Raw genomic sequence first — 16,044 nt, forward strand, 5'->3', positions numbered from 1 at the left:
ATATGTATTTATCCCGCTACATAAAGCAGCTATATTACCTTCCATCACTCTTTAAAATACAAAGAAATTATATAGTAAATCGAATGTTTGCTTTCCCTACTTGTAATTGTTCGATTATTTTCATAATATTAGACCTTTTACTTTACATACCAATATATCATAACAGTCCTAACTTCGTAACTGATTGAAATAAAAAAAGTGCAAGAAGAATACCCCTATTCTTCTCGCACTTTTTACTATTATCACAGTTATTAAAGCGTTTACAAATTATTTCAAAATAATTAGTAAATCCATTGATTCATTAATTTTGAGTAGTCTACTAATTCTTCTTCCTTAAAGAAAATAGCAATCTCGCGTTCTGCACTTTCTAAAGAATCCGAACCGTGGATAATGTTTTTCGCAACAGTTACACCGAAATCTCCACGAATTGTTCCAGGAGCAGCTTCATGTGGTCGTGTTTTACCCATCATATTGCGTGCTGTATCTACTACACCTTCACCTTGCCATACCATTGCGAATACAGGACCAGATGTAATAAAGTCTACTAATTCACCAAAGAAAGGTCTTTCTTTATGCTCACCGTAGTGTTGTTCAGCAATTTCCGGAGTAACTTGCATTAATTTTGCACCAACTAATTGAAAGCCCTTTTTCTCAAAACGAGCTACAATTTCCCCAATGAAGGCACGTTGTACACCGTCTGGTTTTACCATTAGAAATGTTTTTTCCATAAAAAATCTCTCCACTTCTGAATTATGTATGTAATTGTATATCCCCACACACATATTAACACCCTTATCACAATTGCGCAATAGTTTTGAAATAGAGAGATTATTTTATTTTTTAGACAAAACACTAAAATTTTCGTTTTCCAATATACTTTGCGACATTTTGCAACGCATACTTCGCCTGTCCACGAGGGAGTGGTTTTATTATTTCTAATGCTTTATGTAAATAACGTTCACTAAACGAAAATGCTTTATCAATAGCTTCGCTCGCTTTAATATCATCAATAATTTCTTTCATTTCACTTGCTGTTGTATTTTCATGCACAGATGTAATTTTTTGACGAAGAACTGGATCTTCCATGGCATACAAAACAGGTAATGTAATGTTACCTTGTAATAAATCACCACCAGCAGGCTTTCCAAGCTTCTCTTCTGTCGATACGAAATCTAAAATATCATCAATAATTTGATAAGACATACCAACAAAATATCCGTACCAAAATAGACGATTTACAGTATCACGATTAGCACCAGCAGCAATCGCTCCCAACTGACAACTTGCGGCGATTAACAATGCTGTTTTTCGTTTTATCCTTCTTAAATACGTTCTTAAATTTTGATCATAGTTATACTTATCTTTAATTTGTTCGATTTCACCTTTACAAACTTCTAAAATTGTATGAGACAACGCTTGATGTGCATCTGGAATTTCTATATTTGTTATACATTCAAGAGACTTCGCAAACAAGTAGTCTCCTGTATACATTGCAATACGATCTCCCCATTTCGCATTCACTGTTGCGCTACCGCGTCGTAAAAACGCAGCATCAATGACATCATCGTGAACAAGCGAAGCCATATGAATTAGTTCTAATGCAACCGCAACATGCTTAATTGCATCTAACTTATAATCCCCAAATTTCCCTGCAAGCAAAACAAAAACAGGGCGAATCCGCTTCCCACCTGCTTCAATAAGCTGTAATGCCGCTTCTTCTACTAACGGCTGCTCAGAAGCAACTGTCTTCTTCAATTCTTTTTCTATAACATTAATATCCGATCGTAAAAAAGAGTACATAAGTTGTAACTTCATATTGTTCACCTTAACCTAAAACGTCTTTTTTCTATTTTCTATTTTGATTCTGGTTTAATACCTAAATGCATAGCTGCTACACCAAAAGTAAATGGTTTCACTTGCACATTCTTAAGCCCAGCTTCTTCAAACATACGCGCTAACTCTTTCATCCCTGGGAATGTACTAGCAGATTCCTGAAGCCATGAATATTCTTTATAACTTTTCGCAAACATCTTTCCAAATAACGGCATGATATATTTAAAGTATAAGACATATCCTTGACGAAAACCTATCATCGTTGGTTGAGATGTTTCCAGGCAAATTACTTTTCCACCAGGCTTTACTACACGCGTCATTTCTTTTAATACTTGCATGTAATCCGGAACGTTACGTAACCCAAAACCAATCGTTACATAATCAAACGTATTATCTTCATAAGGAAGTTCCATTGCATTTCCATGCATAAGTTCTACTTGCTTTAATTCTAAAGCTTCTACCTTTTGTTTACCGACAGCTAGCATATTTTCGCTAAAGTCTAAACCGTAAACCTTCCCATCTTCACCTACAGCTCCCGCTAGTGCAATTGTCCAATCTGCCGTCCCGCAGCATACATCAAGTGCCTTACTCCCGGGTTTCACATCCATAATTCGCATCGTTTCTTTGCGCCATGCCTTATGCCTTTGAAAACTAATTACAGAATTCATCACATCGTATTTATCAGAAATTTTCTCAAATACGTCATGTACTCTTTCTTCTTTTGATTGTTGCATGCTCGTACCTTCTTCCAATGTAAAGTTGCTTATGTCCTTGATTTATCTCTTAACATAGAAATTATCTCATTAACTTCTGTATGATTCTCTAAAATTTTTTCTTCTTGCTTTCTCATTTCCATAAGCCATTCATTAATAACTGTTTCCAAATTTTTATCATCATCCAATGAGATTTTTTGGACTGCTTGAAAAACAGGTGAATTTTGTTTATCAGCATACAATTGACACTCTTTTTGAAGACGATTTTTTCCTAACACATAAGTTATATATGGTTTCCAATTAGATAACTGAAAATGATCACATGTTTTTTGCAAAAGCGCAGATTCAATTATTACTACACTTTCCATTATGTCTTGAATCGTCACATGTGCTTTTTGATACAGCATAATTTTATGTTCATTAATCTCCTTAATTCCTTCAGCAAGTGCACGAATTAAGATAATATCACAATTCATTGACAATAAGTAATAGTATAGACCACTATAATAATCCCCTGCAAGAACTGTCAATTGACGACGCTTATGGAATCCACTCGTCTCTTCGTTTGCTTTATTTGATACTTTTTCATGTGTATCAAGAGCAATTTGTACAAGCATAATCGTTACGACATAATGATCAATTTGTTCTTTATGTATATTTGCACTTTTTAATGCACCGTATAACAGCGCTATTTTTTCTTCATCAATAAATGGTTCTTCAATATAGTTTATAAAATAAGGATGGCGTAATTTCTCCATCAATTTCTCTTTAATACCCGCATACCCTCCGTAGATGTCACACACAAAAAATCACCCTTGTTTTCTAATTCATAAAATTTATTATAACACATACATTCTATTTTCTATAATCAAAACTTGGCTACTTCTGCCAAACTGCCACCGAATAAAGCCTCAACTTTTATTCATACAAGTTATCTTCGTCTCTAACAACTACAAACATTCATTTACACAAAAGGCAGAAGTAATTTTCAACCTTTATATTCTTGCTCTTTAACATTAAAACTATATCATTTTTTTGTATATAAAAAAAAGAAAAGCAGTTTCCCGCTCTTCTTTAATTCGTCTTAATAAACGATAAAATTTCACTACGTGCTGCTGCATCATTTTCTAACACGCCGCGCACTGCAGTCGTTACTGTTTTCGCACCAGGCTTTTTCACACCACGCATCGTCATACACATATGCTCTGCTTCTACTACTACCATTACACCATGCGGCTCTAGTACTTCCATAATAGAGTTAGCTACTGTTGATGTAATACGTTCTTGTAGTTGCGGACGACGCGCAATTGTGTCTACAGTACGAGCTAATTTACTTAGTCCCGTTACTTTTCCACCTTGCGGAATATATGCAACGTGAGCAACTCCATAAAACGGAACAAGATGATGCTCACACATCGAATAGAATGGTATATCTTTTACTAGCACAAGCTCTTCGTGGTCTTCTCCGAATACTTTGTGTAAATGCTCTTTCGGATCCTCATGCATTCCTGAGAATACTTCTGCGTACATTTTCGCAACACGTTTCGGTGTATCAAGTACTCCCTCGCGATTTGGGTCATCTCCGATTGCCTCTAAAATAAGACGTACTGCATGTTCAATTTGTTCTAAATTAACTTTTGCCATCCGCTAGCCCTCCCGAAAAACCTAAAAGTGATACGAACACATTCTAGCATATTTATGTTTTTAAAAGCAAAAAGAAGAGTTTCCAAAAAGGAAACTCTTCTTCCCTGTTAATATGTAAGGATTATTTAACCGCATCTTTTAACGCTTTACCAGGTTTGAATGCAGGTACTTTACTTGCAGCGATTTCAATCTCCTCACCTGTTTGTGGGTTACGACCTTTACGAGCCGCACGCTCACGAACTTCGAAGTTACCGAATCCGATTAGTTGTACTTTATCACCTTGTTTTAAAGCTTCTAAGATAGAATCAAAAACAGCGTCCACTGCTTTTGTTGCGTCCTTTTTAGAAAGGGAACTTGCTTCTGCAACAGCATTGATTAAATCTGTCTTGTTCATGCCATTCACCTCCTCCCAAAGATAAGACTGTATAATGATCATAAAATGAGTCTTACTTTCATTTGTAGGCAATTTTTACAAATTCTATACTACAAAGATGTAGATAAATCATTATCAACGCCTATATTATACGATTCTCCTTTATAATTCAATATTTTTAAGGAAATTGTTACTCTAAAAATGTGAAATTCTGATGAAACTTGACAATTTACAACAAAATATTAGATAATGACTGTTTATTTTTCTATTACGTACTCAAAAAGAAAAAAATCCCTCTACAATTAGAGGGATTTTTTTCTTATAATATAATCGCAATTAATCCGCCAGATCCTTCATTAATAATTCTTTCTAGCGTTTCTTTTAATTTATAACGAGCGTTTTCTGGCATTAGAGATAACTTCGCTTGAATTCCTTCTCTAACAATAGAGCTAAGAGAGCGCCCAAATATATCAGAATTCCAAATTGATAGCGGGTCATCTTCAAAATCTTGCATCAAGTAACGAACTAGTTCTTCACTTTGTTTTTCAGTACCGATAATTGGTTCAAATGTTGATTCTACATCCACTTTAATCATATGAATAGACGGCGCAACCGCTTTTAATTTAACACCGAACCTTGAGCCGTGACGAATAATTTCCGGTTCATCTAAGCTCATATCAGCTAATGCAGGCGCTGCTACTCCATATCCGGTTTGTTTTACCATCCGCAGGGCATCCGCCACTTGGTCATACTCTGTTTTCGCATGAGATAAATCGAGCATAAGCTTTAATAAATGATCTTTCCCTCGAATCTCTACTCCTACTACTTCTTTTAAAATTTGATCATACAATTCATCTGGCGCATATAAATCAATCTCTGCCACACCTTGCCCCATATCGATGCCAGCTAGACTTGCTCGATCAATAAATTCATATTGACTAAACTGCCAAACGACACGGTCCACATCACGAAGACGTTTTATATCCTTTACAGTCTCTTGAACCGCTTCCTGATAACTTTGGCGTAACCAATGCCCTTCATTTAGCACCATTACCCAGCTCGGAAGGTTTACATTCACTTCTAAAACCGGGAACTCGAATAATGCTTCTCGCAGTACGTTATACACATCTGTTTCTCTTAAACTCTCTACACTCATCGCAATTACTGGGATATCATATTCTTCTGATAAACTTTGACGTAACTGCTCCGTATCTGGATGGTATGGCTGTACAGTATTGATAATCATAATGAAAGGCTTTCCTACTTCTTTTAACTCATTTACAACGCGTTCTTCTGCCTCTATATAATCTCTTCTTGGAATTTCACCAATTGTTCCATCTGTTGTAATAACGACACCAATTGTTGAATGCTCTTGAATTACTTTACGTGTTCCGATTTCTGCAGCTTCATGGAATGGAATAGGCTCTTCATACCAAGGAGTATTAATCATGCGCGGACCATTCTCATCTTCATAGCCTTTTGCTCCTGGAACCGTATATCCAACACAATCTACTAATCGAATATTCACTTCAAGACCTTCATCTACTTCGATAGAAACCGCTTGGTTTGGAACAAACTTCGGTTCCGTCGTCATTATTGTACGACCAGCAGCACTTTGAGGCAGTTCATCCTGCGCTCTTTGACGGTCTGACTCATTTTCAATATTGGGAATAACAACAAGTTCCATAAACTTTTTAATAAATGTTGATTTCCCTGTTCGAACAGCTCCTACAACTCCAAAATAAATATCACCGCCTGTGCGTTCCGCAATATCTTTAAAAATATCTACCTTTTCCAAGTGATTCCCTCCCTCAATATTTTTGGGAATAATTCCACGTTTATAGTCAACTAATACCTTCTCTAACGTTGCCTATAATATCTGATATAATATAATGGTATTCTAGAAGTTCGGACAATATATCATATAATTTTGTCCAATTTCATATGACTATTTAAAAATACCTTTTGTTTGCATCGCAAGTTGTATAACATAAAAAACCTTTCTTCTAGAACTTATTCACTAAAAGAAAGGTTCATGACTTATGATTTCAAAAAAATTGGTTCTCCATTTTTTACTGTATACGGCAAAGAGTATGCAGGAACAAACGGGGAATCCTTCGATAGTATACTCCGGATATCTTCACCTTCTTTAAATTGTCCTTCATTTTTTTTCAACGCTTCATATAAGTCGATTCTATAATCAACAAACAATTCTCCTTTTTCATTAATTACAAGAGGGAGACCTTTTCCTGAGTACGGACTTGTCACTTGTGGTACATCTTTATATCCCAGTTTTTTGAAGTCTAATTCATAAACACCATCTGTGATCACTTTTTTAAAAGGTGGATATTGATGTTCATCACGATACATTCTTAGCTTCAATGCCACTTCTTGAATTTGTTCCGCCATTCTCACATCAATTAACTTTACTGTCGGATTTTTTTCAACATCTATTAATACATATTGATATACTCCACCACTTTCATACGCATTCCCTGGTGCCTCTTGTATGTACCTTGGAGCAATTTTTTGAAAATCAATTGGATACTTCTGATAAATCGGCGTACTCATATCACGCGTCTTAATTGGTAATAAACCATCCGTTTGCTCCTTATATGTATTAATGGCTTTTTGTACAACTTGCAACTGGTCTTCATAAGGAATAGCACTTTGTTTCATATTTTCTCTTGGATACATACACCCTGTTAAAATGCTCATGCAACAAAATATTAAAATAATATGGATTTTTTTCACTGACAATCACCTTTTCATGCTAGTATGGACTGTTGCTTTTGTAACATTTACCGACTACACATCCTTTATTGCTCAATAGGGCCACTAAATACAACAAGGAAAATAACAATTCCCGATACAATCATGAGGGTGTACGCTACTAAAGCTGTAATCCCTTTCAAAAATTTATTCTTCATTTTATGCCTACTCAATAAAATAAAACTTACTGCAAGAAACATAAATCCAATTGCCCCTAAAGCAAACCACATTTTCATAAGCCCTTCCGACATATATACACCCCTTTACTTTCAATCTATTTTTATACTATTTTAACAAATTAAAATATTTAAACAAATAAAAATCATCATTTTTCCGTGAATTGATGATTTTTATTTAAAATAATAAAACCGAAGCACGAAATGATGCGCTTCGGTTGACCAAATATGCCCTTAACAGCTCTATTCCCATTCTTTCATAACTATCATATGCATTCTCTAAACTCTTTGTTTCTCATAATTTATTTTTTAAACATTTTACTTAACGAACCAAAATCCGCCGGCATATTATTGTTAATAATCGCTTTTACAATTTGATCCTCTTGCTCTTTCGGCACCTCGCGTCCTGCCATTAGAGCAACTTGATGAATCAATTGGCGAAGCACTGTCTCATCACGTAAGTTCGCATTTTGAACAGACGACGCTAATTTAAAAATATCTTCTTTGTTCACTTTCGCTTCTTTTTCAATGTTATTAAAAATGTTGTTATCCATTCTTTTCACCCTCTCCTCAAGTTACTCTTCATCCTATGCAGAGATGAAAAATTGGTGAAAAGACCCATAAAAAATAAAAAACGGTAGAAGTACGAAATGTACTTCTACCGCTTTCTTTATAACAAATCAGGTATCGCTTCAACTTCATGTTTTCGAACACGTCCCATCAATGAGCCTACTGCATCTTTCACATTATTCCCATTGAACAGCACGTCATATAAAGCAGCTGTAATCGGCATTTCAACTTCCATTTTCTCCGCCAATTCATGAGCAGCTTTCGTTGTTCTTACACCTTCTACAACCATACCCATACTTTCTAGCACTTCTTCTAAAGAGTGCCCTTTTCCAAGCATATTTCCAGCGCGCCAATTTCGGCTATGCACACTTGTACAAGTTACAATTAAGTCTCCCATACCAGTTAGACCAGCAAACGTTAACGGATTTCCGCCCATTTTTCTTCCTAAACGAGCAATCTCTGTTAAACCACGTGTCATTAATGCCGCTTTCGCATTATCACCTAATCCAAGCCCGTCAGATATCCCCGCAGCTAGTGCAATAATATTTTTTAAAGCACCACCAAGTTCAACTCCAACGATATCTGGGTTTGTATATACACGGAAATAGCTATTCATAAACAAATCTTGTACTCCCTCAGCCGCTTCCATACGCTTTGCTGCAGACGTAACAGTTGTCGCTTGACGCAATCCAACTTCTTCAGCGTGACTCGGCCCAGATAGTACAACAACATCCTTAATCAAGCTCTCTGGAATTTCTTCCTCAATCACTTCCGAAATACGTTTTGACGTACCTGGTTCGATTCCTTTACTTGCATGAATCCAAGTAATTGGCTCTGTAACAATTTCTTTCATCTCTTGCAATACGTCTCGGTACGCTTTCGTCGGTACTACTAGCAGTACTGTATTTACATCTACTAATGCTTCTTCTAAAGAAGAGTAGGCTACGATTGTGCTTGGCAATGTAATCCCTGGAAGATACCTACTGTTCTCACGCTTCGTATTAATTTCATTCATGAGTTCAGGACGGTTTCCCCAAATACGTACATCATGCCCATTGTCAGCTAATACCATCGCTAACGCTGTTCCCCAGCTACCTGCTCCTATTACTGTGATTTTTGTCATAAAATCACATCCTCTCCATTAGTCTCTTGCTCTAGCGATAATGTGAATCGGCGTTCCTACAAAACCGAACGCTTCACGTAAACGGTTCTTTAAGAAGCGCTCATATGAAAAGTGCATTAATTCTGTATCGTTTACAAATATAACAAATGTTGGTGGTTTTACCGCAACCTGTGTCGCATAGAAGATTTTCAGACGGCTACCATTATGTGTCGGCGTTGGATTCATCGCTACCGCATCCATAATTACATCATTTAATACATTCGTTTGTACACGGATGCTATGGCTTTCATTTACCTCATTGATAACCGGTAATAACGTTTGTGTACGCTTTTTCGTTTTCGCAGATAAGAATACAATCGGTGCATACTCTAAAAATTGGAAATGAGCACGAATGTTTTCTTCAAATGCTTTCATTGTTTTTTCATCTTTTTTCACTGCATCCCATTTGTTTACAACGATAATAACAGCTCGTCCTGAATCATGAGCATATCCAGCGATTTTTTTATCTTGCTCAATAATTCCTTCTTCTCCGTCTAAAACGACTAAAACAACGTCAGAACGTTCAATCGCTCTAAGTGCACGAAGTACGCTATACTTTTCTGTACTTTCGTATACTTTCCCTTTTTTACGCATACCAGCTGTATCGATGATTACATAATCTTGGTCATCTTTACTATATGGTGTATCAACAGCATCACGTGTCGTTCCCGCTATATTACTTACAATTACACGTTCTTGACCAAGAAGTGCATTTACAAGTGATGATTTCCCTACGTTTGGACGTCCAATTAAAGAGAAACGGATTGTTTCATCGTCATACGCTTCTTCTTCAATCTTTGGAAAATGATTTGCAGCTTCATCTAACAAATCACCAAGTCCTAAACCGTGTGTACCTGAAATCGGGAATGGCTCGCCAAATCCTAATGCATAAAAATCATAAATATCACTACGCATGTCTGGATTGTCAACCTTATTTACCGCAAGTACAATTGGTTTTTTAGAACGGTATAAAATTTTAGCAACTTCTTCATCTGCTGCAGTTACACCATCGCGACCATTCGTCATAAAAATGATAACATCTGCTTCATCAATCGCTACTTCCGCCTGTTGACGAATTTGTGTCAAGAACGGCTCGTCTCCAATATCAATTCCACCTGTATCAATAATGTTAAACTCATGATTTAACCATTCTCCCGCACTATAAATACGGTCTCGCGTTATACCTGGTATATCTTCTACGATTGAAACTCTTTCTCCAACAATTCTATTGAAAATAGTAGATTTCCCTACGTTCGGGCGGCCTACTATCGCTATTACTGGTTTCGGCATATACTTTCATCCTTTCAACTTGCTTCTGTTTATTATGTAAAAAACCCTTCTTTGTGCAAGAAGGGATTTGCATTCCAGAATATTTCTCAACGTATCAAAACACCTCACATTATACCACACGTTACTAATGTTTCACAATAATATATACATTATCTTGTAAGCGATGTGCAATACCATCTAAAATAGCCTCTAAATTATTTGCAACAAATTCCAGTTCCTCTGTCGACTCGCAAATAAATAAAGGGGCACCACCTGCAAATTTCTCTGGCGTTGTTGTAATGACTGCGAGAATAACACTTTCTAACATCATCTCTTATCTCCCCTTCCTTTCGGAGCTTCTGATGACATATGAACAGCACTCTCTAATGTTGGTACATTTCCGATTACCCCTATCGCTTTTTCTGCATCTTGATCTTGCGGCAGAACAAAAATCCCAACTCTCCCATCCTCTAAATCACGCTTCGCTAACGGTACAAGTGCCGGCGTTCCAGAATCTCTATATATTCCTAAAGCAACCGAAACATCATGTAAAATAGCTTGCCGTTGTCCTAAGTTTGAGATTGTAACCATCGCATCTATCGATTTCGGTTTTAAAATAAATCCCATTCCATATTTCATAATTTCTTCTTGCCTTGCTGGCAATCCAATATTCATAATGTAAATATTATCAATATAAAGTCCCGCTCCTTCAAAACGAAGTGGAACGTGCTCTATTTCTACAAGGTCATGAAGTCTTTTACCTGACATTAATTTTTTCGCAATGAAAAAACTTACTATACCAGTAATTACCCCGGCAATCCATGAATCGAATCCTATATACGCAAACGTTGTTACAAACGACGTTAACATCGCCAAGTAGTTACGACTTTCAAATACTAATGCAATTCCTTCAATGTATGTATTACCACGTGGTACGAGCTCATATCCATCTAATTGTTGAAGTGTATTTCTTTCCATATTGCGCACATCACGAAATTGCGTCGCTGCTAACGTAAGAAATGTAATTGCAGAGAAATCTTTTTTCAAAACAGACGGAATCGCAATTGCTCCTAAGGCAGCCGCAATTAATCCCATCGCGATATGAATAATTTTCCCGTGAAGCCTCGTCGGATATTGCCTCGTATCGGTACGAAGCATTAACAACCTAGTTATTGTACCTGCAATTACGCCACATAAAATAGCTGGTGTATATTCAGTCATGTATTACCCTCGCCTTTCTTTTACGTGTTTTCCTCTTAAATTGTTCCATATATACCGATGCCTTTGTAATCCAAAGTAAAATCGCCATAAATAAAGTGGAAACAGCAGCAACATCTAAAAAAGCTAAACTGCCGTATTCATAAGGAAAATGTAATTTACGAAAAATAAGCGTCACCAATAATTCTCCTTGTAACATCCCTATATATAAGGAGCATAATCGTAATATGCGATCCCCGTGCAATAAAACCGATGCATACACAAGTGCACCACTTAACAGCAACAACCTATCAACCACAATCCAAATTGGATCATATACTTCTAACAAATGAAAGCTTGTATATAACATTGCGATAATAAGTGCCGAAAGTAAGGTATATAATTTTTTCCAAATAGAATATAACGCGATACCTACAAAAGAAATAATACAAAGCAAAAGGGCATTTACCGATATCGTGAAAGAAGCAATCGTCACATTTAACGGAGAACAAATAATAAAAATTAATATACAAGCACTTATCTTCCAACGAATAGATTCCTTTTTCATAAAAAAGGTCACGACAATCCACCCTATCCAAGCAACAAAATAAAAAGTACTCCCATCCATCATTTCACCTCCTATGATTTCCATTATGGGAACTTTTTATGAAAGTTAATCCTCCTTTTCTTTGTGCATAGTTTTTCTCATAACAGCAAAACTTTTAATAAGGAGGTGTAACTCACAATGGGTAAAGATCGCCAAGAACGAAAGCTAAGAGAATCACGCCGCGTTGAATCTGATCGCGACCAATCACTTCAATATCCCGGTGCAACAAGTCTTGATACACCGGAGCAAGCTCGAAAGCAGAATCAGCATTAAATAAAGTGAAACCTCAGTGGGGGATTATTAGCCCACACCAATCAAGCTGCCCTCAAATAGGCAATACAAAAAGACGGTTTCGATATTGTACGAAACCGTCTTTTTACACAATTATTTTATTTATTTCTACTCGTAATATAATTCTTTTGTTTTCGCATTATAAACCCTATCACTCAACGAGGCATTAATCGTAACTACACCTGTTGGTTTTTAGAATATGCAATAACATAATACGTATGTAGAGAAGGATCTTTACTCTTTACCTCTACACGTACATAATCCGTCTCTCTTATCTCATTTAACTTTCGCTCAACCTCTTTTTTCGCACCTACAATATCTTCTTTTTCTCCTTTAATCTCCCTACTCACAATGGTATTTCCTTGATCAGAAAGTAATACTACTTCAGCATTACTTAAATTCACTTCATTTGGTATATTAAAATAATAAATTGTATACGAATCTTCCGATGGATTTTTGTCTTCTCCTAATTCCCTTGGCAAAATTAGTGCTTCTATTCCACTTCCTGCATTCACCGTTGGATTCCTATACAATTTATTCCCGACTGCAATTGCAATATTCGCCGTTTTAATTGCTGATTGTGCTGTTGTTGAACTAGAATCTCCTTCTCTTACATTTGAAGTTAATGAAATTTCAACCTTTTTCTTATATCCAGAAACCGCTGTATCTTCTCTTATATTTCGTGCATGGATGTTAAAATCTTCACTATTATATGTAATGCGTCCTATTGTATTTTTACTATTTGAAGATACATTATCTCCTTTTTTATTAACATCCTCATCCCCTAAATTATCGTAAATTTTTCCTTGTTTCTTTTGACTCTTAAATAGCAATCTCTTATCTTGTTTTATCGCTAACCAGCTATATAGAGAGGAATACTTTCTTACTTTTGCCATGTTTCTCTCCACAAACATGGCAAAAGTAAGAATACTCCAATAATTCAGCGGCATATTTTCTACATTTCTTCATTTTTATAACCCTTTTTTTCAATTTTAGCTTTTCTGTACGATATTTATATATACTTTTATTATAATGTAAACTCTCTCTTTTTTCCATTTATAGAATTATATAGAATGATAACTTCTCGCCTCCCCTCTTCATTTTACGAAAATAAAACGCAAAAAAATCAACCGGATGGTTGATTTTTTATCGCCTACTATAATGTGCAGTGTCAATCCCTCGCTGCGCTAACCAATGGTACGTTTCACCTTTTACAACAAGAGGTACAGATTGTAACTCTTCTATCGTCTTCACGCCAAGAGCTGTCATAATAAACTTTAAATCTGTATGTAAAAGATCAATTTCATCCACTAAATTCTCAACACCATCTTGCATTAAAATACGTAAAAAGTATCCAGCAAACGCAGTTGTATTCGCCCCTAATGCGATTGCCTTCGCCACGTCAAGTGCTGTTTGTATACCCCCAGATGCAATAAAAGAGAGGTTATTATTTGTAGAGGTTGCTTCAATAATCGAGGTAGCTGTTTGTATGCCCCAGTTATTAAAATAAGAAAGCATTCGCTGTCTTCTTTCATTTTCAACAGCAGCAAAATTCGTACCACCTTGTCCGCCAATATCAATTGCTGTTATACCTATATTCGCTAACTGTTGTACTGTTTCCTTACTCATTCCAAAACCGACTTCTTTTACGATGACAGGTACTTTACTTTTTAAAACTATTTTTTCAATCCGCTGAAGTACACCAGTAAAATCACGGTCTCCTTCTGGCATCGTTAACTCCTGTATGACATTTAAATGAATTTGCAGTGCATTCGCTTCAATCATATCAACGGCACGCTCTGCCTGTTCGACAGTTGCCTCACTTCCTAAGTTTGCGAAAAAAATCCCATTCGGATTTACTTTCCTAACAACTTTATACGAAGCCGCTTCACTTTCATCTTTTAAAGCTGCCATTTGCGAACCTACAGCCATAGCAAGGTTATGATGTTTCGCTACATATGCTAATTGCTCATTAATATGTAATGTTTGCTCTCCTCCACCACCAGTCATCGCATTGATAAAAATCGGCGAACTTAGTGAAAGTTCGCCGATTTTTGTTTCACATGTTATAGTGTCATAACTTGAATTTGGCAAGCTTTGATGCACAAAATCAATATCATGAAAGCCATGCGTACGAGACTGACCAGTAGAAAGAGCATATTCAATATGATCTAATTTACGTTTTGCCCTTACCACTTGTACCCCTCTTTATTTCTTTAATTTTTTCAGTTGTTCACCAATAATATCACTTAACTGGAAAGTAGCCGAATCAGCATTTGGCTCATATTGGCTATAATCTTCTGTTACATTATTTTCTTCAAGCGTTTCTTTTATGCTTAAAGAAATACGTTTTTCTGCTACATGGACTTCAAGTACTTTCACTTTTACTTCTTGTCCCATTTCCAATACTTCATTTGGATTTTTCACGTGACGATTTGCAATTTGAGATACATGTACAAGCCCTTCAACACCAGGTAAAATTTCAACAAACGCACCGAATGTAACAAGGCGTTTTACTACTCCCTCACGAATATCTCCAGCTTTTATTTCGCCAGCAACATTTTCCCAAGGTCCTGGCTGAGCTGCTTTAATTGATAAAGAAATACGTTGCGTATCAGCATCAACAGATAACACTTTTACCTTTACCTTTTGACCTTGCTCTAATACCTCAGAAGGTTGCTCTACACGTTCGTGTGAAATTTGTGAAATGTGAACTAAACCGTCCACACCACCAACGTTAACGAAAGCACCAAAATCCGTTAATCGTTGTACTGTTCCTTCAACAATGTCCCCTTCTTTTAACGAAGAGATTGCTTCTTTTTTCTTAGAATCTAGTTCTAGTTCTACTACCGCTTTATGTGAAAGAATAACACGATTTTTTTCACGGTCTAATTCAACAATTTTCACCGCTAATGTTTTTCCTCTATAGTCAGCAAAGTCTTCTACATAATGTACTTCTACAAGTGAAGCTGGGATAAAACCACGAACACCAAGGTCCACAACTAACCCACCATTCACGATATCTTTTACAATAACATCAAATACATGACCAGAATTAAATTTTTCTTGTAATTCTACCCACGCTTTTTCTGCATCAACAGCTCTCTTAGATAAAACAAGATCATCATCTTCTAATTTAATAATTTTCAATTCAAGTGTTTGATCTAATTCTACAACATCGCTTGCTTTTTCAATATGAACGTTAGCTAATTCACTAATCGGAATTACGCCATCTGTTTTGTATCCAACATTTACAAGAACTTGTTTCTCTTCAACTTTCGTTACAGAACCTGTAACAACGTCACCAACTTGTAATTCTTTTGAATTCATAACTTCTTCATTCATTTTCTCTACCATGGAAATACCTCCCTACAGAATTGACAAAGCATTTTTATGTATATACGAAATGAAAACAAATGTTTTCATTTGCATGTTTA

19 protein-coding genes are annotated in these 16,044 nt (G+C 36.1%); 1 reads left to right on the plus strand and 18 read right to left on the minus strand.

Annotation, left to right across the window (positions count from 1 at the left end):
* Window positions 1–281: 281 nt before the first annotated feature.
* From ndk to B5P42_RS07225, 15 genes are all read right to left on the minus strand, one after another.
* Window positions 282–728 (minus strand): nucleoside-diphosphate kinase, encoded by a 447-nt coding sequence (gene ndk, locus B5P42_RS07155; protein ID WP_000415879.1) that lies wholly within the window; start codon window positions 726–728, stop codon window positions 282–284.
* A gap of 124 nt (window positions 729–852) precedes the next feature.
* Complete coding sequence (gene hepT / locus B5P42_RS07160; RefSeq protein WP_002011823.1) at window positions 853–1,815, minus strand: heptaprenyl diphosphate synthase component II; 963 nt, start codon at window positions 1,813–1,815, stop codon at window positions 853–855.
* Window positions 1,816–1,853: 38 nt separating this feature from the next.
* Entirely contained in the window at window positions 1,854–2,567 is a 714-nt protein-coding gene (menG, locus tag B5P42_RS07165; protein ID WP_002086620.1) for a 2-heptaprenyl-1,4-naphthoquinone methyltransferase, read from the minus strand.
* Between the two features lie 29 nt (window positions 2,568–2,596).
* A complete protein-coding gene (locus tag B5P42_RS07170; RefSeq protein WP_060751482.1) occupies window positions 2,597–3,349 on the minus strand; it encodes a heptaprenyl diphosphate synthase component 1 in 753 nt (250 codons plus the stop codon).
* 271 nt (window positions 3,350–3,620) lie between these two features.
* Window positions 3,621–4,190, minus strand: a complete 570-nt coding sequence (gene folE / locus B5P42_RS07175) for a GTP cyclohydrolase I FolE (protein ID WP_002011819.1) — start codon at window positions 4,188–4,190, stop codon at window positions 3,621–3,623.
* 121 nt (window positions 4,191–4,311) lie between these two features.
* Complete coding sequence (locus tag B5P42_RS07180) at window positions 4,312–4,584, minus strand: HU family DNA-binding protein (protein WP_001043860.1); 273 nt, start codon at window positions 4,582–4,584, stop codon at window positions 4,312–4,314.
* Between the two features lie 298 nt (window positions 4,585–4,882).
* The gene (gene spoIVA / locus B5P42_RS07185) at window positions 4,883–6,361 is read right to left on the minus strand and encodes a stage IV sporulation protein A (RefSeq protein ID WP_000416521.1); all 1,479 of its coding nucleotides are present in this window, start codon (window positions 6,359–6,361) and stop codon (window positions 4,883–4,885) included.
* A gap of 242 nt (window positions 6,362–6,603) precedes the next feature.
* Window positions 6,604–7,317 carry a hypothetical protein gene (locus tag B5P42_RS07190; protein WP_002126422.1) on the minus strand — a complete coding sequence of 238 codons (714 nt, stop codon included), beginning with the start codon at window positions 7,315–7,317 and terminating at the stop codon, window positions 6,604–6,606.
* Between the two features lie 65 nt (window positions 7,318–7,382).
* On the minus strand, window positions 7,383–7,586 hold the full coding sequence (locus B5P42_RS07195) for a DUF2768 domain-containing protein (protein ID WP_002011815.1): 204 nt from the start codon (window positions 7,584–7,586) through the stop codon (window positions 7,383–7,385).
* 227 nt (window positions 7,587–7,813) lie between these two features.
* Window positions 7,814–8,065, minus strand: coding sequence for a stage VI sporulation protein F (locus B5P42_RS07200; protein WP_000369753.1), 252 nt, complete (start codon window positions 8,063–8,065; stop codon window positions 7,814–7,816).
* 116 nt (window positions 8,066–8,181) lie between these two features.
* On the minus strand, window positions 8,182–9,204 hold the full coding sequence (locus B5P42_RS07205) for an NAD(P)H-dependent glycerol-3-phosphate dehydrogenase (RefSeq protein ID WP_002011813.1): 1,023 nt from the start codon (window positions 9,202–9,204) through the stop codon (window positions 8,182–8,184).
* An 18-nt stretch (window positions 9,205–9,222) separates the two neighbouring features.
* The gene (der, locus tag B5P42_RS07210) at window positions 9,223–10,533 is read right to left on the minus strand and encodes a ribosome biogenesis GTPase Der (protein ID WP_002011811.1); all 1,311 of its coding nucleotides are present in this window, start codon (window positions 10,531–10,533) and stop codon (window positions 9,223–9,225) included.
* Between the two features lie 124 nt (window positions 10,534–10,657).
* Entirely contained in the window at window positions 10,658–10,843 is a 186-nt protein-coding gene (locus B5P42_RS07215; protein WP_002086624.1) for a capping complex subunit for YIEGIA, read from the minus strand.
* Window positions 10,840–11,733 carry a YIEGIA family protein gene (locus B5P42_RS07220; RefSeq protein WP_002086625.1) on the minus strand — a complete coding sequence of 298 codons (894 nt, stop codon included), beginning with the start codon at window positions 11,731–11,733 and terminating at the stop codon, window positions 10,840–10,842. Before B5P42_RS07220 ends, B5P42_RS07215 begins: the two co-directional genes overlap by 4 nt.
* A complete protein-coding gene (locus B5P42_RS07225; protein WP_002086626.1) occupies window positions 11,726–12,337 on the minus strand; it encodes a YphA family membrane protein in 612 nt (203 codons plus the stop codon). The genes B5P42_RS07220 and B5P42_RS07225 overlap by 8 nt, the downstream gene beginning before the upstream one ends.
* Window positions 12,338–12,454: 117 nt before the next feature.
* On the opposite strand from B5P42_RS07225, the gene B5P42_RS07230 reads away from it, so the two are divergent.
* Window positions 12,455–12,589, plus strand: a complete 135-nt coding sequence (locus tag B5P42_RS07230) for a YpzI family protein (RefSeq protein WP_000513901.1) — start codon at window positions 12,455–12,457, stop codon at window positions 12,587–12,589.
* A gap of 194 nt (window positions 12,590–12,783) precedes the next feature.
* Here the strand turns inward: B5P42_RS07230 and B5P42_RS07235 are convergent, their stop codons facing one another.
* The 3 genes from B5P42_RS07235 to rpsA form a co-directional block, all read right to left on the minus strand.
* Window positions 12,784–13,503: a hypothetical protein gene (locus tag B5P42_RS07235; RefSeq protein ID WP_258397438.1), complete on the minus strand. Its 720-nt coding sequence runs from the start codon at window positions 13,501–13,503 to the stop codon at window positions 12,784–12,786.
* 250 nt (window positions 13,504–13,753) lie between these two features.
* Window positions 13,754–14,803, minus strand: a complete 1,050-nt coding sequence (locus B5P42_RS07245) for a type 2 isopentenyl-diphosphate Delta-isomerase (protein WP_002011801.1) — start codon at window positions 14,801–14,803, stop codon at window positions 13,754–13,756.
* Window positions 14,804–14,815: 12 nt separating this feature from the next.
* Window positions 14,816–15,964, minus strand: coding sequence for a 30S ribosomal protein S1 (rpsA, locus tag B5P42_RS07250; RefSeq protein ID WP_044438016.1), 1,149 nt, complete (start codon window positions 15,962–15,964; stop codon window positions 14,816–14,818).
* Window positions 15,965–16,044: the final 80 nt, after the last annotated feature.

The sequence above is a fragment of the Bacillus sp. SRB_331 genome (assembly GCF_003264175.1).
Classification (GTDB): domain Bacteria; phylum Bacillota; class Bacilli; order Bacillales; family Bacillaceae_G; genus Bacillus_A; species Bacillus_A mycoides.

Bases quoted from the DNA above. Each gene is read 5' to 3' on its own strand.
- ndk (WP_000415879.1), bottom strand. From the start codon at position 728: ATGGAAAAAACATTTCTAATGGTAAAACCAGACGGTGTACAACGTGCC.
- hepT (WP_002011823.1), bottom strand. From the start codon at position 1,815: ATGAAGTTACAACTTATGTACTCTTTTTTACGATCGGATATTAATGTT.
- menG (WP_002086620.1), bottom strand. From the start codon at position 2,567: ATGCAACAATCAAAAGAAGAAAGAGTACATGACGTATTTGAGAAAATT.
- folE (WP_002011819.1), bottom strand. From the start codon at position 4,190: ATGGCAAAAGTTAATTTAGAACAAATTGAACATGCAGTACGTCTTATT.
- B5P42_RS07180 (WP_001043860.1), bottom strand. From the start codon at position 4,584: ATGAACAAGACAGATTTAATCAATGCTGTTGCAGAAGCAAGTTCCCTT.
- B5P42_RS07195 (WP_002011815.1), bottom strand. From the start codon at position 7,586: ATGTCGGAAGGGCTTATGAAAATGTGGTTTGCTTTAGGGGCAATTGGA.
- B5P42_RS07200 (WP_000369753.1), bottom strand. From the start codon at position 8,065: ATGGATAACAACATTTTTAATAACATTGAAAAAGAAGCGAAAGTGAAC.
- B5P42_RS07205 (WP_002011813.1), bottom strand. From the start codon at position 9,204: ATGACAAAAATCACAGTAATAGGAGCAGGTAGCTGGGGAACAGCGTTA.
- der (WP_002011811.1), bottom strand. From the start codon at position 10,533: ATGCCGAAACCAGTAATAGCGATAGTAGGCCGCCCGAACGTAGGGAAA.
- B5P42_RS07215 (WP_002086624.1), bottom strand. From the start codon at position 10,843: ATGATGTTAGAAAGTGTTATTCTCGCAGTCATTACAACAACGCCAGAG.
- B5P42_RS07220 (WP_002086625.1), bottom strand. From the start codon at position 11,733: ATGACTGAATATACACCAGCTATTTTATGTGGCGTAATTGCAGGTACA.
- B5P42_RS07225 (WP_002086626.1), bottom strand. From the start codon at position 12,337: ATGGATGGGAGTACTTTTTATTTTGTTGCTTGGATAGGGTGGATTGTC.
- B5P42_RS07230 (WP_000513901.1), top strand. From the start codon at position 12,455: ATGGGTAAAGATCGCCAAGAACGAAAGCTAAGAGAATCACGCCGCGTT.
- B5P42_RS07235 (WP_258397438.1), bottom strand. From the start codon at position 13,503: ATGGCAAAAGTAAGAAAGTATTCCTCTCTATATAGCTGGTTAGCGATA.
- rpsA (WP_044438016.1), bottom strand. From the start codon at position 15,964: ATGGTAGAGAAAATGAATGAAGAAGTTATGAATTCAAAAGAATTACAA.